The 17,072-nt window shown below is 58.3% G+C and carries 17 protein-coding genes; 13 read left to right on the top strand and 4 right to left on the bottom strand.

The features are described from left to right. The first annotated feature begins 40 nt into the window (after nt 1-40). The 4 genes from GOW48_RS10210 to GOW48_RS10195 all read left to right on the top strand — a co-directional run bounded on the left by GOW48_RS10210 (nt 41) and on the right by GOW48_RS10195 (nt 4,254). Nucleotides 41-571, top strand: a complete 531-nt coding sequence (locus GOW48_RS10210; RefSeq protein ID WP_170753422.1) for a gamma-glutamylcyclotransferase — start codon at nt 41-43, stop codon at nt 569-571. Nucleotides 572-641: 70 nt separating this feature from the next. Beyond that, nucleotides 642-1,820: a biopolymer transporter ExbB gene (locus GOW48_RS10205; protein WP_170352315.1), complete on the top strand. Its 1,179-nt coding sequence runs from the start codon at nt 642-644 to the stop codon at nt 1,818-1,820. Nucleotides 1,821-1,823: 3 nt separating this feature from the next. Then, a complete protein-coding gene (locus GOW48_RS10200) occupies nt 1,824-3,503 on the top strand; it encodes a peptidoglycan -binding protein (protein WP_170753420.1) in 1,680 nt (559 codons plus the stop codon). 115 nt (nt 3,504-3,618) lie between these two features. Beyond that, nucleotides 3,619-4,254, top strand: a complete 636-nt coding sequence (locus GOW48_RS10195) for a BUD32 family EKC/KEOPS complex subunit (protein WP_170753418.1) — start codon at nt 3,619-3,621, stop codon at nt 4,252-4,254. A gap of 51 nt (nt 4,255-4,305) precedes the next feature. Here GOW48_RS10195 and clpA read toward each other — a convergent pair whose 3' ends face one another. Together clpA and gloB are read right to left on the bottom strand one after the other, a co-directional pair. After that, nucleotides 4,306-6,630 (bottom strand): ATP-dependent Clp protease ATP-binding subunit ClpA, encoded by a 2,325-nt coding sequence (gene clpA, locus GOW48_RS10190; RefSeq protein WP_170352317.1) that lies wholly within the window; start codon nt 6,628-6,630, stop codon nt 4,306-4,308. 175 nt (nt 6,631-6,805) lie between these two features. Continuing rightward, on the bottom strand, nt 6,806-7,573 hold the full coding sequence (gene gloB / locus GOW48_RS10185; protein ID WP_170753416.1) for a hydroxyacylglutathione hydrolase: 768 nt from the start codon (nt 7,571-7,573) through the stop codon (nt 6,806-6,808). A 62-nt stretch (nt 7,574-7,635) separates the two neighbouring features. Here gloB and GOW48_RS10180 point away from each other — a divergent pair, with 62 nt between their 5' ends. From GOW48_RS10180 to GOW48_RS10150, 7 genes are all read left to right on the top strand, one after another. Next, nucleotides 7,636-8,370: a methyltransferase domain-containing protein gene (locus GOW48_RS10180; protein ID WP_170352319.1), complete on the top strand. Its 735-nt coding sequence runs from the start codon at nt 7,636-7,638 to the stop codon at nt 8,368-8,370. Between the two features lie 312 nt (nt 8,371-8,682). Next, nucleotides 8,683-9,243: a F0F1 ATP synthase subunit delta gene (locus GOW48_RS10175; RefSeq protein WP_170753414.1), complete on the top strand. Its 561-nt coding sequence runs from the start codon at nt 8,683-8,685 to the stop codon at nt 9,241-9,243. Continuing rightward, nucleotides 9,244-10,782: a F0F1 ATP synthase subunit alpha gene (gene atpA, locus GOW48_RS10170; RefSeq protein WP_170753412.1), complete on the top strand. Its 1,539-nt coding sequence runs from the start codon at nt 9,244-9,246 to the stop codon at nt 10,780-10,782. It abuts the gene before it with no gap. A gap of 15 nt (nt 10,783-10,797) precedes the next feature. Next, on the top strand, nt 10,798-11,676 hold the full coding sequence (locus GOW48_RS10165) for a F0F1 ATP synthase subunit gamma (RefSeq protein WP_170753410.1): 879 nt from the start codon (nt 10,798-10,800) through the stop codon (nt 11,674-11,676). 20 nt (nt 11,677-11,696) lie between these two features. Beyond that, complete coding sequence (gene atpD / locus GOW48_RS10160; protein WP_170352323.1) at nt 11,697-13,121, top strand: F0F1 ATP synthase subunit beta; 1,425 nt, start codon at nt 11,697-11,699, stop codon at nt 13,119-13,121. Nucleotides 13,122-13,133: 12 nt separating this feature from the next. Continuing rightward, nucleotides 13,134-13,544 (top strand): F0F1 ATP synthase subunit epsilon, encoded by a 411-nt coding sequence (locus tag GOW48_RS10155; RefSeq protein ID WP_170753407.1) that lies wholly within the window; start codon nt 13,134-13,136, stop codon nt 13,542-13,544. 118 nt (nt 13,545-13,662) lie between these two features. Next, nucleotides 13,663-14,013 carry an H-type lectin domain-containing protein gene (locus GOW48_RS10150; protein ID WP_170352325.1) on the top strand — a complete coding sequence of 117 codons (351 nt, stop codon included), beginning with the start codon at nt 13,663-13,665 and terminating at the stop codon, nt 14,011-14,013. A gap of 16 nt (nt 14,014-14,029) precedes the next feature. Here GOW48_RS10150 and rpiB read toward each other — a convergent pair whose 3' ends face one another. Continuing rightward, nucleotides 14,030-14,479 carry a ribose 5-phosphate isomerase B gene (gene rpiB / locus GOW48_RS10145; RefSeq protein WP_170352326.1) on the bottom strand — a complete coding sequence of 150 codons (450 nt, stop codon included), beginning with the start codon at nt 14,477-14,479 and terminating at the stop codon, nt 14,030-14,032. Between the two features lie 57 nt (nt 14,480-14,536). Continuing rightward, nucleotides 14,537-15,556, bottom strand: coding sequence for a ribose-phosphate pyrophosphokinase (locus GOW48_RS10140; protein ID WP_170753405.1), 1,020 nt, complete (start codon nt 15,554-15,556; stop codon nt 14,537-14,539). A gap of 108 nt (nt 15,557-15,664) precedes the next feature. Here GOW48_RS10140 and GOW48_RS10135 point away from each other — a divergent pair, with 108 nt between their 5' ends. Beyond that, nucleotides 15,665-16,267: a 2-hydroxychromene-2-carboxylate isomerase gene (locus tag GOW48_RS10135; protein ID WP_170353112.1), complete on the top strand. Its 603-nt coding sequence runs from the start codon at nt 15,665-15,667 to the stop codon at nt 16,265-16,267. After that, nucleotides 16,264-17,070, top strand: a complete 807-nt coding sequence (locus tag GOW48_RS10130; RefSeq protein ID WP_331251786.1) for an alpha/beta fold hydrolase — start codon at nt 16,264-16,266, stop codon at nt 17,068-17,070. Before GOW48_RS10135 ends, GOW48_RS10130 begins: the two co-directional genes overlap by 4 nt. Nucleotides 17,071-17,072 lie beyond the last annotated feature (2 nt).

The following is a 17,072-nucleotide window of genomic DNA, read 5'->3' as shown; positions in this document are numbered from 1 at the left end:
ATTTGATGTTTATAGGCGCAAACGGGCAAGGACCAGAGTTATGACGATGTGGGTTTTCGGATATGGGTCGCTGTTGTGGAATCCCGGCTTTCCTGTGGCCCGCAGTGAACGCGCGACTTTGATCGGCTACGCACGCTCATTTTGCATGAGTTCGATTCACCATCGCGGTACAGAGGATGAGCCGGGCCTTGTTCTGGCGCTGGATGAACAAGACGACGCACAGTGCAAAGGGTTGGCTCTTGCGGTCCAGCCGGGCCACGAAGATCGCACCTTACAGGAGCTGCGAGAGCGCGAGTTGATATCTTCCGCCTATGTCGAAAAGATGCTGGATGTGCATTTGGAAACCGGTAACACGGTCAATGCGGTCACTTACGTGATCGAAAAAGACCATGTGCAGTATTGCGGGGGAATGCCTTTGGAAGAGCAGGCCCAGATCATCGCACACGCCGTTGGTGGTCGGGGGCCAAACACTGAATACCTCTATAACACTGCCGAACATCTGGCCGAGATTGGCCTGCGCGATTCCGATCTTGAGTGGTTGGCGCAACGCGTGCGTGACATTACCGCATAAACCCTTGGCGTAACCGGCGGATTTTCGCTAGATTTATCCTCAGAGCAGCTAAAGACCGGGAACCACGCGCATGGCGCAGGCACATCAAAGCGCGAGACCGCATTTCTCGCAACCCATTCGTCAGATCGTAACGATGTTGGTTGCGATTGCACTGGCGGGTGGCGGAGTTTTTATGGCTCTGCCCTATGTTCTGCCTGTTTTCTACGCCAACCCTTACCTGAACGGGTTCATCCTGCTGGTATTTGGCATCGGCGTATTGGCCTGTTTTTATCAGGTGACACAGCTGATCGGCTCGGTTCGTTGGATCGAAGCCTTCGTCGGTGGCGTTGTACGCGAAGACGCTCGGACCCCGCAGCTCTTGGCCCCTCTGGCGTCGCTGCTGCGGGAACGTGGAGCGCGGTCTCAGATCAGCTCTAGCTCGACCCGGTCCATTCTGGATTCGGTAGCAGAACGGGTTGAAGAAGAACGCGAGATCACGCGTTACATCACCAATGTTCTGATTTACCTGGGTCTGCTTGGCACTTTCTTTGGTCTGGCGACAACTGTTCCGGCCATCGTTGACACGATCCGCAGCCTAAACCCCCAAGAAGGGGAAGAAGGGTTGGCTGTCTTCAACCGCCTTATGGTCGGGCTCGAGGCGCAGCTGCAGGGTATGGGCGTGGCCTTTGGGTCATCGCTTTTGGGTTTGGCCGGATCGTTGATCGTCGGCCTGCTTGAACTGTTTGCAGGTCACGGGCAAAGCCGGTTCTACCGCGAGTTGGAAGAGTGGCTGTCGTCAATCACCCGAGTCGGGTTCGCTTCTGGTGATGAAGGTGGGGCTGAACTGGCGGTTCTTACCCCTGTTCTGGATGCAATGTCGGAACAGATGAATGCGTTGCAGGATCTTTTCGAAGCGCAAGAGGCCGACCGCGCATCGGTGTCCGCCAACCTGAATCAGCTGGTCAGTTCGATAGGTGAAATGAACATGCGCCAGTCCGAGGCCGAAGGGGTCACAGCCGCGCTGGAACGCGTTGCTCTGGGACAGGATGCCTTGTTGGACCACATGCGCGAGCAAGGCACTGGCGACGGGATCGACGCCGAAAGCCGTATGCGCCTGCGGTCCATGGATGTTCAGTTACTTCGTATTCTCGAAGAAATCTCGGCAGGTCGCCAGGAAAGCATGAGCGAACTGCGCAAAGATATTGAACTGTTGGTCAAGGCTTTGACCTTGCCACGGGGCGCCGTTCGCACCACTCCGGACGGAGAATAACCCATGGCCCTGTCTCGCCGCACAGGTCAACGGTTTCAGGGCTCTGTCTGGCCAGGCTTCGTGGATGCGATCACTGGGCTGTTGATGGTGCTGACCTTTGTCCTGACCATTTTCATGGTCGTGCAATTCGTTCTGCGTGAAACGATCTCGGGTCAGGAAGATGAGCTGTCTGCCTTGTCTGGCGAGGTTGCCGCGTTGGCCAACGCGCTGGGTTTGGAAGAGCGTGAGAACAGTCGGCTTGAGGCGCGGTTGGGAGCTTTGAATTCGACCTTGTCCCAAGTCGAAGGCGAACTTGTTGATGCTCAGTTGCGTCTCACTAATTTTGAAGATCAGGTCGCTGCGCTTCTTGCAGATCAGGAACGCGCGCGCTGGGCCATCGCGTCGCTGGAGTCGGAACGTGAGAGCCTGTTGACCGAACAAGAAGCGTTGAACCTTGCCCTTGCCCAAAGCCGTTCGGAAATTGACGCACAGGCCGAGGCCGCGCGTCTGGCGGCCGCGCGCCGTGAGGCGCTTGAGGCACTTGTTGCTGATCTCGAACAAAGCGGCACGGCCCAAGAGGCATTGATTTCCGAGCTCGAAGAGCAGCTAAGCGCAGAAGAAATCGCCCGATTGGCCGAGGCAGCAGCGGCAGAAAACCTGCGAAACCGGCTTCAGGATGCGGATGCGGAACTGACGGCCATGACGCTTGCGCTAGAGGCGCAAAGGAAAGAGGCCGAGGATACGCTTACCCTTCTTGCGGCGGCGCAAGTTGCCAAAGCAGAGTTGGAGCGTCAGTTCGGCGAGTTGAATACTGAGGAGTTGCAAGCCCAGCTTGAAGCTGCCTTGGCTGCGCGCACGCAGGCCCAGACCGAGGCGCAGGAGCAGCGCACGCTAGCAGAGGAAAGAGCTGCGCTGCTGGCCGTCGCGCGCGAAGCGATCTCGGCAGAACAGGCGGTTTCCGCAAAAGCGCAGCGCCAAACCGCGCTGCTGAATCAGCAGATGGCCGCCCTCCGTAATCAGCTGGGCGGTTTGCAAGCCTTGCTGGACGACTACGAAGAGCGAAACGCTGCCTCCGACATCCGCATTCAGACGTTGGGGCAGGATCTGAACGCTGCACTTGCCCGTGCGGCCTCGGAAGAGCGGCGCCGCCGCCTTCTGGAAGAGGCTGAGCGCGTCCGGTTGGAAGCCGAAGCCGAAAAGCTGTCGGGTCAGAACGAAGAACTGGCTGCTCAGGCTGAGGATTTGCAGCGCTATCGCTCGGAATTCTTCGGCCGACTCCGGGATGTTTTGGGGGATCAGGAGGGTGTTCGGATCGAAGGCGACCGCTTTGTGTTTTCGTCCGAGGTTTTGTTTGATACCGGCTCGGCCGTCCTGTCCCCCGCAGGCCAGCTTGAGGTCGCAAAGGTTGCCAACATCCTGCGGACCGTGGCAGCCGAGATCCCAGAAGGGCTGAACTGGGTTATCCGGGTCGATGGTCATACCGACAACGTCCCGTTGGCAGGATCAGGTCGTTATCGCGATAACTGGGAACTTAGCCAGGGCCGCGCGTTGTCGGTCGTGCTGTACATGGTCGAAGCGCTGGGTATCCCACCGAACCGCCTGGCGGCCAACGGGTTTGGTGAGTTTCAGCCTGTAAACCCGGCGGACACGCCAGAAGCCCGCGCCCAGAACCGCCGGATCGAGCTGAAACTGACCGAACGCTGATTGTGTATCTCTGATTTGAGACGGTCTGCACCTACACTAAAATAGCGGCGTAGTCGCATGGAAAAGGCCACGCGCATCCCTATATTATGTACCCTAGGTTGAACGGGTAGGGATCGTGAAAGCAGGCGTTTCGGAACTTCGCTATATTGTTGATAGCGCACTAAGTGCTCCTTACCGTCGTGTTACAAGGTGCGAAATGCGCTGCGGGGCCGCGGTTTGGCTCAAACGGATCGAGCGTTCGGATCCACACCTTTGGGTTGTGAAGGGGTTGCCCGGGCAAGCTTTTGATAGGGACCGGCGATCGCATCGCTTCCTGCGCAGTTGCGGAGTTCCAGTTCCGGCGGTTCTTCTGGAAAGTGACAGCTATTTTGTAGTCGAAGACGCAGGGCATAGTTTGAGCGCCTTATGCGGCGACCCGCTTGTAGCCAAAGTGGAGAAATTGGCAGCCTGCATTGCGGCCGGGCAAGCACTCGCGCGTTTGCATGCAGCGGATCTGGCGCATGGGCGCCCCGCATTTCGGGACATGTGCTGGGACGGGCGCAGAATACGCTTTATTGACTTCGAATATTTCGATCCAAGCCAGGCCGGATCGATTAGAAAAGCCCGAGATATTGGCATCGCGCTTTTGTCGGCCCTTTCTCAAGGCGGCGAAGGCTTACGTTTTGCCCGTTCGTTTTTGTCAGCGTATCGCTTGGCTCGCAGGAAGAGGTCGAAGCCGTATTTCGCTCCGCTCTGGGATCAAACGAGATAACGGTGCAATGAAAAACCCGCCGTATTCGGCGGGTTTTTCTTTTCTCATCGATCAGTCAGCTGTGAGCAAGGGTGGTTTGTCGCCCGGTATGCGGGGCTGATCGGGGCCCAGAATTTCCAGGTTCAGATCGCCTTTCTTGACCGAAACGCGGACCACGCCGCCCTTGGCCAGCTTGCCAAATAGCAGCTCCTCGGCCAAAGGCTTCTTGATGTGTTCCTGAATGACGCGGCCCAGCGGGCGCGCACCCATCTTGTCGTCATACCCTTTGTCCGCCAACCATTCGGCGGCCTTGGGTGTCAGGTCAAAGGTCACATTGCGGTCCATCAACTGTGCCTCAAGCTGCAGCACGAATTTCTCGACAACTTGAAGGATGACCTCTTTCGGCAGCGGCGCGAACGAAATCACCGCGTCCAGACGGTTGCGGAATTCCGGTGTGAAGGTCCGTTCAATCGCAGCGGTATCTTCGCCTTCGCGACGGTCGCGTCCAAAGCCGATCGCGGCCTTGGCTTGCTCCTGAGCGCCAGCGTTCGAGGTCATGATCAGCACAACGTTGCGGAAATTCACCGTGCGGCCGTTGTGGTCCGTCAGCTCACCATGATCCATAACCTGCAACAGGATGTTAAAGACGTCCGGATGCGCTTTCTCGATCTCATCCAGCAGCAGCACGCAATGCGGATGCTGGTCAACCCCGTCAGTCAGAAGACCGCCCTGATCGAACCCGACATAGCCCGGAGGCGCACCGATCAGACGAGAAACGGCGTGTTTCTCCATGTATTCAGACATGTCGAAACGCAGCAGTTCTACACCCAGCGTATCTGCCAGCTGTTTCGCCACTTCGGTTTTACCCACACCGGTCGGACCTGCGAACAAGTAATTACCGATGGGCTTTTCAGGTTCACGAAGGCCCGCGCGCGCCAGTTTGATCGCGCTGGACAGCGCGACAATGGCATCGTCCTGACCGAACACCACCCGTTTCAGCGAGGTCTCAAGGTCTTTCAGAACCTCGGCATCGTCCTTGGTGACGTTCTTGGGCGGGATGCGCGCGATCTTGGCGACCACGGCCTCAATCTCTTTCACGCCGATGGTTTTGCGACGCTTGCTTTCCGCGACCAAATGCTGAGCTGCACCGGCCTCGTCAATCACGTCGATAGCCTTGTCAGGCAGTTTGCGGTCATTGATGTAGCGCGCCGACAGTTCCACCGCCGTTTTGATCGCGTCCGCAGTGTATTTGATCGCGTGATGCTCTTCAAAATACGGTTTAAGGCCGCGCAGGATTTTCACGCTGTCCTCGACCGAAGGCTCATTCACGTCGATCTTCTGGAACCGGCGGCTAAGCGCGCGGTCCTTTTCGAAATGCTGCCGGAACTCTTTGTAGGTGGTCGAACCCATCGTGCGCAGTTTACCGCCCTGTAGGGCAGGTTTCAGAAGGTTCGACGCATCCATTGCGCCGCCCGAAGTGGCTCCTGCGCCGATGACCGTGTGAATCTCGTCGATGAACAGCACGGCATCGGGATGCTCTTCCAATTCGGTTACGACTGCTTTCAGTCGCTCCTCGAAATCACCGCGATAACGCGTGCCCGCCAGCAAAGCGCCCATATCCAGCGAATAAATCGTGGTTTCGGACAGCACATCGGGCGCTTCGCCCACGACGATTTTATGGGCCAAACCTTCGGCGATAGCGGTTTTCCCCACGCCCGGATCACCCACCAACAGCGGGTTATTCTTGCGGCGACGGCAAAGCACTTGAATGCAACGTTCAACCTCATCCGCGCGACCAATCAGCGGATCTACATCCCCTGCACGGGATTTGGTGTTCAGATCAACGCAGTATTTGCCAAGTGCGCTTTCCTTCTGCTCACCTTCGCCAGCAGAGGGTTGCGTTTCGTCCTCGACCTGATCCGCGCCCGAGACCGATCGGCTTTCGCCGTAAGCTGGGTCTTTGGCGACGCCATGTGCGATGAAATTCACCGCGTCATACCGTGTCATGTCCTGTTCTTGCAGGAAATAGGCCGCGTTGCTTTCGCGTTCAGCAAAGATCGCAACCAGCACGTTTGCGCCCGTGACCTCGGTCCGGCCCGAGCTTTGAACGTGGATGGCGGCGCGCTGGATCACGCGTTGGAAAGCGGCCGTTGGCACAGCCTCGGACCCGTCGATATCCGTAACCAGATTAGACAGGTCTTCGTCGATGAATTCGACCAGAGTGCTGCGCAGCTCATCCAGATCGACGCTGCAGGCTTTCATAACTCGGATCGCGTCCGGTTCTTCCAGCAGCGCCAGCAGCAGATGCTCTAGCGTGGCGAATTCGTGTCGCCGTTCGTTCGCAGCCGCAAGGGCCGCGTGAATGGCTTGTTCTAATGTGCTCGAGAATGAAGGCACGCGGGTGCTCCTCTGTCTTGGGTCGGAAGGGGCGCGGGCTTTAGGCCGGATCCCCATCCCAACCGTGTCCTCATACTATTAGAGTTTGGTTGATCATGGCCCGGCTTCAAGGGTTTTCTTTCACTTGACAGTCACATTTATTGTGACCGTGGCCGTGAAGCGGGTGAAATAGGCATCAAAACCTGTCTTTTCTAGCCCGAATTTCTGCAAATACCGCAGCGGGTTCAGCGCCCGACATCCCTAAATGCGCTTGAATCGCCGGATCAGCGGCGCGCAGAAACGGATTTGTGGCCTTTTCCAGCGCCAAACTTGACGGCACCGTAGGTTCGCCAGCGGCACGGGTGCGGTCGATATCCGTTGCGCGTTCGCGCAGCGCGGCATTGTCTGGGTCGACGGTCAGAGCGAATTTGGCGTTGGATTGCGTATATTCGTGACCCGAACAAACCAGAGTATCGTCGGGCAAAGCGGCCAGCTTGGATAATGAGTCCCACATCTGCGGGGCGGTTCCTTCAAACAGGCGACCACATCCCAAAGCCATCAAACTGTCGGCGGTAAATACAACGGCGCTTTGCGGCATATAGAATGCGATGTGTCCAACTGTATGGCCCGAGACATCCAGCACTTGCACCGTCTCTCCGCCCAGCTCAAACGTATCGCCATCGCTGACTTGTTGATCCAATGGCGGTAAGCGGTGCGCGTCCGCAGCGGCCCCTATGACTTTGGCGGGATGCTTTTCCAGAATGCCGGGCAACCCGTCCACATGGTCAAAGTGGTGATGTGTCAGTAACACGTGGCTGAGTTTCCAGCCGCGCTGGTCCAGCTGGGCCAGAATGGGGGCAGCCTCTGGCGCGTCGATCAATGCGGTGTTGCCGCTTGCGGCGTCATGCGCCAGAAAAGCGTAGTTATCGCTGAGACATGGGATGGTGACGATCTCAAGAGGCATGGCCTTTTGCCCTTTCGTTGCTAGACTGCGCCGAAGCTAAGCCGATTGACCGGGTGTCCGCAATGCATCTTGATGTGCAGGATCTTAGGAATTTCTACTACCGCAGCACATTGGGGCGTGCGGCGCAGGCGGCGATCCGGGGTCGGTTGATCGCGCAATGGCCCGAAGCCAAGGGCCAGACGGTCGCCGGGTTTGGCTTTGCCGTACCCTTGCTGCGTCCCTATCTGGCGGATGCCCGGCGGGTGATCGGGCTGATGCCTGGACCGCAAGGCGTGATGCCGTGGCCCGCAGGGATGCCCAATGTCTCGGTCCTGACGGAAGAGACGATGTGGCCGATTGAGACCGGGCATGTGGACAAGCTGGTGGTGATGCACGGGCTTGAGACCTCGCAACGGCCGAGCGAGCTGTTAAATGAATGTTGGCGGGTTCTGGGCCCCGGAGGGCGCGCGTTCTTTATTGTGCCCAACCGCGCGGGGTTGTGGTCGCGAACGGACCGGACGCCGTTTGGCTTTGGACGCCCTTATTCAGCGACGCAGTTAGAAAACCAGCTTCGGGCGCATCATTTTGAACCGGAAAGCCATTGTTCAGCATTGTATCTGCCGCCGTCATTCCGCCGATTTTGGCTCAAGTCGGGCAGTTTGATTGAAAAGACGGGTCAGCGGATTCCCACGGTCATGGCCGGAGGCGTCTTGATGGTCGAAGCAACTAAACACATCCGGCCTCCAAGCGGCAGCGTCACAAAGGATCCTGTACGTCGGCCGATCAAGGCGTTGGACGGTTTGCTGAAGCCCGCCTAACTTTTGTCCACTTTTGGAACTCCGCCACGCGAAGAAAATGCGGGAAAATGGTCACAGGAATCGCAAAAACCTACACTTTCGTAACATTTTTAGTCCCTTCCAACCGGACAAAAGGGTCGCACCCTGCGTAACTCCATGAAATCAAACATTTTGTGGATAAGGCTGCCCTCGTGATAATATGTTGCGAGCTGGGTTCGGCTCTGCTACATCCCCGGTGATTTTGATCCCCGACCGTATGGCCGGGGTTTCTTCACGCCCCCGGGGTAGCTGCCGCAACGCGAATTCGGGGCCTCAAATATCGGAAGGGTGGACGTGTCCGAACCAGCTTCGATTTCCACAGGCATTGCCGAGCGCTATGCCACTGCGATTTTCGAGATCGCGAAAGAGAATAAAGACCTCGCAGGTCTGGAGACCGGAATTAACGATCTGGCAGCAGCATTGGGCGACAGCGCCGAACTGCGTAACCTGATCGCTTCGCCTCTGGTTTCGCGCGCCGAACAGGAAGGTGCCATTACAGCAATCGCTGACAAGATGGGCCTGAACGCGATACTGCGTAATACGCTGGGTCTGATGGCGCAAAAACGCCGCCTGTTTGTCGTGCCGCAGCTGGTGCAGGTTCTGCGCGACATGCTGGCCGAAGAGCGTGGCGAAGTGACCGCCGATGTCGCCTCGGCCAAGGCGCTGACCAAGACACAACTGGAAAAACTGTCCAAAACGCTGTCCGAGCGTGTGGGCAAGACCGTGACAATAAATGCGACCGTTGATGAAAGCCTCATCGGCGGTCTTGTCGTTAAAGTGGGCTCGAAGATGATCGATAGCTCGATCCGTTCGAAGCTGAACTCCCTACAGAATGCAATGAAAGAGGTCGGATAAATGGGAATCCAAGCTGCAGAGATTTCTGCAATCCTGAAGGACCAGATCAAGAACTTTGGTCAGGAAGCAGAAGTGGCCGAAATCGGCCGCGTGCTGAGCGTCGGTGACGGGATTGCCCGTGTATACGGCCTGGACAATGTGCAAGCCGGTGAGATGGTCGAATTCCCCGGTGGCATCATGGGCATGGCCCTGAACTTGGAAAGCGACAACGTCGGTGTCGTTATCTTCGGTTCTGACCGTGACATCAAAGAAGGTGACACCGTTAAGCGCACCAACTCGATCGTGGACGTTCCGATCGGTGACGAACTTCTGGGCCGTGTTGTTGACGGACTGGGCAATCCGCTGGACGGCAAAGGCCCCATCAACGCTTCCAAGCGTGGCGTTGCAGACGTCAAAGCCCCCGGCATCATCCCGCGTAAATCGGTGCACGAGCCGATGGCAACCGGCCTGAAATCGGTTGACGCGATGATCCCGATCGGCCGTGGCCAGCGTGAGCTGATCATTGGTGACCGTCAGACCGGTAAAACCGCCGTTGCTCTGGACACCATCCTGAACCAGAAAGTCTACAACGACGCAGCAGGCGACGACGAGTCGAAGAAACTGTACTGCATCTACGTGGCTGTTGGTCAGAAGCGTTCGACCGTTGCACAGCTGGTGAAGAAGCTGGAAGAATCCGGCGCGATTGAATACTCGATCGTTGTGGCCGCAACCGCGTCCGACCCGGCGCCGATGCAGTTCCTGGCGCCTTACTCGGCGACCGCGATGGCCGAATACTTCCGCGACAACGGCCGTCATGCGCTGATCATCTATGATGACCTGTCGAAACAGGCTGTGTCCTATCGTCAGATGTCCCTGCTGCTGCGTCGTCCGCCCGGACGTGAAGCCTATCCGGGTGACGTTTTCTACCTCCACTCGCGCCTGCTGGAACGTTCGGCGAAGCTGAACGAAGACTTCGGTGCTGGCTCGCTGACCGCTCTGCCAGTTATCGAAACGCAAGGTGGTGACGTTTCGGCCTTTATTCCGACCAACGTGATTTCGATCACCGACGGTCAGATCTTCCTGGAAACCGAATTGTTCTACCAGGGCATCCGTCCTGCTGTGAACACCGGTCTGTCGGTTTCGCGTGTGGGCTCGTCGGCTCAGACCAACGCGATGAAATCGGTTGCTGGTCCGGTTAAACTGGAACTGGCTCAGTACCGCGAAATGGCTGCGTTTGCGCAGTTTGGTTCGGACCTCGACGCCGCGACCCAGCAGCTGCTGAACCGTGGCGCGCGCCTGACCGAGCTGATGAAACAGCCGCAGTATTCGCCGCTGACCAACGCGGAAATCGTCTGTGTCATCTTCGCGGGCACCAACGGTTACCTCGACAAGATCAACGTCTCGGATGTTGGCCGCTATGAGGCCGGTCTGCTGGCGCACCTGCGCGGCAAGCACGCCGACCTGCTTAAGTGGATCACAGACGAAGATCCCAAGATCAAGGGCGAGGCTTCCGACAAGATCAAGGCTGCGCTGGACGAGTACGCCGCAACCTTCGCTTAAGGGAGAGGCGGGCATATGCCAAATCTTAAGGACCTTAAAAACAGGATCGAGTCGGTCAAATCGACCCGCAAGATCACCAAGGCCATGCAGATGGTCGCGGCTGCAAAACTGCGCCGCGCCCAAGAATCTGCCGAAGCCTCGCGCCCCTATGCCGAGCGGTTCAATGCCGTGATGGCGGGGCTGGCGGCGTCGGTCGGGGGCAGCGACAGCGCCCCCAAGCTGCTCCGTGGTACGGGCAGTGAGGATGTGCATCTGCTGGTCGTGATGACAGCTGAACGCGGCCTGTGCGGCGGCTTCAACTCGAACATCGCCAAGCTGGCCCGCCAAAAGGCGGAAGAGCTGCGCGGCAAAGGCAAGACGGTCAAGGTTTTGACCGTCGGCAAGAAAGGCCGCGACGCGCTCAAGCGCGATTTGGGCGATGCGTTCGTTGGACATGTCGACCTGAGCGAGGTCAAGCGCATTGGCTATGCCAACGCGCAGGACATCGCCAAGGACATCCTGTCCCGCTTTGACGGGGCTGAGTTCGATGTTGCCACGATCTTCTACTCGAAGTTCGTCAACGTCGTGACCCAGATCCCGACGGCACAGCAAATCATTCCCGCCTCGTTCGAAGACGACGCGGCAGGTGACGACAGCGGTGCCATTTTCGACTATGAGCCCAGCGAAGAGGCCATTCTGGCCGACCTGCTGCCCAAGGGGGTTGCGACCGCGATCTTCTCGGCTCTGCTCGAAAACGGAGCGTCTGAACAGGGTGCACGGATGTCCGCAATGGACAACGCGACACGCAACGCGGGTGAAATGATCGACAAGCTGACGATCCAGTTCAACCGCTCGCGTCAGGCCGTGATCACCAACGAGCTGATTGAAATTATTTCCGGCGCCGAAGCGCTGTAGAGACATACCGGAGACGAAACATGGCGAATGCAAAAGGCAAAGTCACACAGATCATCGGGGCCGTCGTCGACGTCCAGTTCGATGACGCACTGCCTGAAATTCTGAACGCGCTGGAAACCACCAACAACGGCAAGCGCCTGGTGTTGGAAGTTGCTCAGCACCTGGGCGAAAACACCGTCCGCACCATTGCGATGGACGCGACCGAAGGTCTGGTCCGCGGCGAGGTTGTGACCGACACCGGCGCACCGATCTCGGTTCCGGTTGGCAACGCCACCCTGGGCCGCATCCTGAACGTGGTCGGCGAGCCGATCGACGAAAAAGGCCCGGTTGAAGCAACCGAGGCCCGCGCGATCCACCAGCCCGCGCCCGAGTTCGCGGAACAGTCGACCGAGTCGGAAATCCTTGTGACCGGCATCAAGGTTGTGGACCTGCTGGCCCCCTACGCCAAAGGCGGTAAGATCGGCCTGTTCGGCGGTGCCGGCGTTGGTAAAACCGTTCTGATCATGGAACTGATCAACAACATCGCAAAAGTGCACTCGGGCTTCTCGGTGTTCGCGGGCGTTGGTGAACGGACCCGTGAAGGCAACGACCTGTATCACGAAATGATCGAATCGAACGTCATCAAGCCAGACAACCTGTCGGAATCGCAGGTGGCCCTGGTCTACGGTCAGATGAACGAACCTCCGGGAGCGCGTGCGCGTGTTGCTCTGACCGGCCTGACACTGGCCGAGCAGTTCCGCGACCAGTCCGGTACCGACGTTCTGTTCTTCGTCGACAACATCTTCCGCTTTACGCAGGCGGGTTCCGAGGTTTCGGCTCTGCTGGGTCGTATTCCTTCGGCGGTGGGCTACCAGCCGACGCTGGCCACCGACATGGGCGCCCTGCAAGAACGCATCACCTCGACCAAGTCGGGCTCGATCACCTCGGTGCAGGCCATCTACGTTCCCGCGGACGACTTGACCGACCCCGCGCCGGCAACATCGTTTGCTCACTTGGACGCAACCACCGTTCTGAACCGTGCGATCTCGGAAAAGGGTATCTACCCGGCTGTTGACCCGCTCGACTCGTCCTCGCGTCTGCTGGACCCCGCGATTGTGGGTGAAGAGCACTACGCGGTTGCGACCGACGTTCAGCAGATCCTCCAGCGCTACAAGTCGCTTCAGGACATCATCGCCATCCTCGGCATGGACGAACTGTCGGAAGAAGACAAACTGACCGTGGCCCGTGCCCGTAAGATCGAACGCTTCATGTCGCAGCCGTTCGACGTTGCACAGGTTTTCACCGGCTCGCCGGGCGTTCAGGTTCCTCTGGACGTGACCATCGCGTCGTTCAAAGCTGTTGTCGCTGGCGAATACGATCACCTGCCCGAAGCGGCCTTCCTGATGGTTGGCGGCATCGACGAAGTGATCGCCAAAGCGGAAAAGATGGCCGCAGAAGCCGCCTAAGGAGTATCCCTGATGGCAAACACGATGCAATTCGACCTCGTCAGCCCCGAGCGGAGCCTTGCTTCGCTTGAGGCCACCGCGGTCCAGCTTCCCGGCGCGGATGGGGACATGACGGCGATGCCCGATCATGCCCCCACCATCACGACGCTGCGCCCCGGTCTGCTGAAGGTTGAGGCACCTGCAGGAGCCAGCGAATACCTGGTCACCGGCGGGTTTGCCCAGATCAACGGCGACGGCCTGTCGGTTCTGGCTGAAAAGGCTATCCCGGTTGCCGAAGTGACCCGGTCGCATCTGGACGACCTGATCGCGGAAGCCCGCGCTTCGCACGAGGCCGCAAAGTCTGGCGACGATCAGTCGATCGTAGACGATGCAGCCAAGCTGCTGGCCGACATGGAAGCGCTTGGGACGCATATGAGCCTGTAACGGCTTGTTGCAAATGGATCATTAGAAACGGCCCTGCGACAGTAGGGCCGTTTTTTTGTCGTGATTTCATCATGAAGCCGAATTAGATTTCGGGAATTGATAAAGAACAGACAATAAAATGAAGACGTTTCGAACCCATCCTATTGGTATCGACCAAGGCGAGACCGTGGTGTTTTCCGAATTTTCCAACGGCGGTGACATGTGGACCGGCAACGGTACGCGCGAGAGACGCTCGGCTGTGACGTTTCGCCAGCCGTTCCGATCTGCGCCGGTTGTTCAGATCGGTATATCCCTATGGGATGTGGACACAACCTCGGCGTTGCGGGCCGAAGTGAAGGCCGAAAACACTACGAACGAAGGATTTGACGCAGTGTTCCGCACTTGGTCAGACACGCGAATCGCACGGATTAGGGTGACGTGGACCGCGATCGGCGAGGTTGCGCATGAGGATGATTGGGACATCTCCTGATGCCCGTGTTCAAGGGTCAGTCAGTTGATGCTTCGATCATTCCGACGCGGGTCGCGTGACGGCCACCTTCGAACTCGGCACCAAGGAACGCGGCGACAATGTCCAGCGCTTGCCCTTCACCGACAACACGCGCGCCGATGGACAGCATGTTGGCGTCATTGTGCTGACGGATCATCCGGGCCGAGAATGCGTCAGAACACACGCCGCAGCGTATGCCGGGCACTTTGTTTGCCGCCATCATGATGCCCTGTCCGGTGCCACATAGAATAATGCCCAGCTGACAATCGCCGGATGCGACGGCCTCGGCTGCGGCTTTGCCGTGGATTGGATAGTGCGTGCTCTCGGGTGTCTTCGGCCCGATGTCCACGACCTCCCATCCGAGGTCAGCGACATGCTTGGCGACGGCCTGACGCAGATCGATGGCGGCATGGTCGCTGGAAAGAACAATACGTTTTGCGGCTGTCACGGGACGCTCCTGCCTGTTGGGTTGGTACGAAAAGGGTGGCCGCGCCACCCTTGTCAATCAGTCCATGTGGTACATGGATTCGTAGATCGGGGTCAGGGTCTTGTCCTCGAACAAGGACGATACCGAGGTGCCGTTCCAGATGTTCAGGATTGCCTGTGTAAAGATCGGCGCGGTCGGCACGATCCGGATATTCTTGGCTTTGGCGACCTCTTTGGTGGGTTGGATCGTGTCGGTCAGAACCAGAGACTTCATGACTGAGTTTGTCACACGTTCCACTGCAGGGCCGCTCATGACGCCGTGGGTGATGTAGGAATGGACTTCTTTCGCGCCGTTGTCCAGCAGCACCTGCGCCGCCTTGCAAAGGGTTCCGGCGGTATCGCACATGTCGTCCACGATTAGGCAGATCTTGTCTTTGACGTCGCCGATGACAGTCATTTCGGCCACTTCACCCGCCTTTTCGCGGCGTTTGTCGACGATCGACAGCGGCGCTTCGATCCGTTTGGCCAACTCGCGCGCGCGGGCCACGCCGCCCACATCGGGCGAGACCACCATGATCTCATCCATCTGGTCCTTGAACTGGTTTTTCACATCCAGCGCAAAGATCGGCGAGGCATAGAGGTTGTCCACCGGGATATCAAAGAACCCCTGAATCTGCGCGGCGTGCAGGTCCATGGTCAGAACCCGCTCGATCCCGGCGCCGGTCAGCATGTTGGCAACCAGTTTGGCCGAGATCGGCGTCCGCGCCTTGGTTCGACGGTCCTGACGGGCGTAGCCGAAATAGGGGATCACGGCAGTGATCCGCTGAGCGGAAGAACGGCGCAGGGCGTCGGCGATGATCAGCAGCTCCATCAGGTTGTCATTGGCTGGGTTTGAGGTGGGCTGGACGATGAACATATCCTCGCCGCGCACATTCTCGAACACTTCGACGAAAATCTCGCCGTCGTTAAAGCGTTCGACCCGTGCGTCAACCAATCCCTGGTCAACGCCGCGATACAGGCTCATGCGGCGGGCAATGGTCTGGGCAAGCGGAAGATTGGCGTTCCCAGCGATCAGCTTGGGTTCGTTGAGTGTCGGCATCGGCTGAGGTCCCCGGGCAGCAAAGGCTAATGTGACAGATTCGTGATGTTGACACCGCTTAGCATGGCCTTACCGTCTCGCAAAGATAACGCAGCGGAGAAAGTGAACATGGCCACCATTGACTACTATTTTGCGACAATTTCGCCCTTCACCTACTTGGCCGGAACCCGGCTTGAGGAGGTCGCGGCAAAGCACGGCGCTACGATCAACTACAAACCGCTGGATATCATGGCGCTGTTCGGACGCACCGGGGGAACTCCACCGAAGGACCGGCACATTTCGCGCATCGAATACCGGGCGCAGGAACTGCAGCGGCAAGCCAAGAATCTGGGGATGGAGTTCAACCTGAAACCTGCTCATTGGCCCACGAATATGGCACCGTCCTCTTACGCTGTGATAGCCGCCGCCAAGGACGGCTCGGGTGATGTCGGACAGCTGGTTCATTCCATTCTTCGCGCCTGCTGGGCCGAAGAAAAAGACGTCGCGCAGGACGAAGTGATCCGTGAATGCCTGTCTTCCGCAGGGTTCGATCCCTCTCTGGCCGATAGCGGCTTGCTGGTCGGGGCCGATACCTATGCCGCCAATCTTGAGGAGGCCGTAGACAAAGGCGCGTTCGGGGCGCCGTTCTATATCACCGAGGATGGTCAACGGTTCTGGGGACAGGATCGGCTAGAGGACCTGGACCGTCACCTGAGCGAGATGAAAGGGTGAAGGATCTGATGCCGTCGGTTCACGTCAGAACCTTGGGGCAGGGCGAGCGCAAAGTGCTGGCCCTGCATTGCACGATTGCTCACTCTGGGGCGTGGGCAGGGTTGGTGGGCGTGTTGGGGGATGACGCGACATTTATCGCGCCCGATATGCCCTCACACGGTAAGAGCCCCGATTGGAACGAACAGGGCGATCTGTTCGATTTGTTGACCGAACTGACTGTTGAGCAATTGACAGAGCCGATGGATGTCATCGGTCATTCCTTTGGCGCGATGATCGCGCTGCGCCTGGCGATGGAACACCCAGATCTGGTCCGCAGTGCGGTTCTGATCGAGCCGGTATTCTTTGCCGTTGCCAAGCAGGACGCACCTGATTTGCTGGCGCAGCATGACCAAGAGGCGCAACCTTATGCAAAGGCTTTAGCTGACGGTGATATGGAACTGGCCGCGCGCCTTTTCAACAGGATGTGGAGCACTGATGACAGTCCTCGCTGGCCGGACCTACCCGAACGGACCCGTGCCGCAATGACCCGCGGTGTGCATCTTGTTCCTGCGGTTAAAGATGATTTGTTCGAGGATAAAAAGGGCTTGCTGGCCCCCGATATGATGAGCCGCGCAAATATGCCCATTCTGTTGGTCAACGGGTCACGTACACATCCCGCGATGCCCGCGATCTGTGAAGGGCTGCAACAACGCCTGCCCAATGCCTCGGGCTGTGTCATTGAAGGGGCAGGGCACATGGCCCCGATCACGCATGCTCGAGACATGGCGCGCGTGATACGGGATTTCTGGGATGGGCAGCCTTAGGA

The organism is Ruegeria lacuscaerulensis (genome assembly GCF_013033355.1).
In the GTDB taxonomy this organism is placed as follows: Bacteria; Pseudomonadota; Alphaproteobacteria; order Rhodobacterales; family Rhodobacteraceae; genus Ruegeria; species Ruegeria lacuscaerulensis_A.
This window is presented reverse-complemented; position numbering and strand designations above follow the sequence as displayed.

Bases quoted from the DNA above. Each gene is read 5' to 3' on its own strand.
- atpA (WP_170753412.1), top strand. From the start codon at position 9,244: ATGGGAATCCAAGCTGCAGAGATTTCTGCAATCCTGAAGGACCAGATC.
- GOW48_RS10205 (WP_170352315.1), top strand. From the start codon at position 642: ATGGCGCAGGCACATCAAAGCGCGAGACCGCATTTCTCGCAACCCATT.
- GOW48_RS10210 (WP_170753422.1), top strand. From the start codon at position 41: ATGACGATGTGGGTTTTCGGATATGGGTCGCTGTTGTGGAATCCCGGC.
- GOW48_RS10140 (WP_170753405.1), bottom strand. From the start codon at position 15,556: ATGCCGACACTCAACGAACCCAAGCTGATCGCTGGGAACGCCAATCTT.
- GOW48_RS10155 (WP_170753407.1), top strand. From the start codon at position 13,134: ATGGCAAACACGATGCAATTCGACCTCGTCAGCCCCGAGCGGAGCCTT.
- atpD (WP_170352323.1), top strand. From the start codon at position 11,697: ATGGCGAATGCAAAAGGCAAAGTCACACAGATCATCGGGGCCGTCGTC.
- GOW48_RS10180 (WP_170352319.1), top strand. From the start codon at position 7,636: ATGCATCTTGATGTGCAGGATCTTAGGAATTTCTACTACCGCAGCACA.
- gloB (WP_170753416.1), bottom strand. From the start codon at position 7,573: ATGCCTCTTGAGATCGTCACCATCCCATGTCTCAGCGATAACTACGCT.
- GOW48_RS10165 (WP_170753410.1), top strand. From the start codon at position 10,798: ATGCCAAATCTTAAGGACCTTAAAAACAGGATCGAGTCGGTCAAATCG.
- GOW48_RS10135 (WP_170353112.1), top strand. From the start codon at position 15,665: ATGGCCACCATTGACTACTATTTTGCGACAATTTCGCCCTTCACCTAC.
- GOW48_RS10150 (WP_170352325.1), top strand. From the start codon at position 13,663: ATGAAGACGTTTCGAACCCATCCTATTGGTATCGACCAAGGCGAGACC.
- GOW48_RS10200 (WP_170753420.1), top strand. From the start codon at position 1,824: ATGGCCCTGTCTCGCCGCACAGGTCAACGGTTTCAGGGCTCTGTCTGG.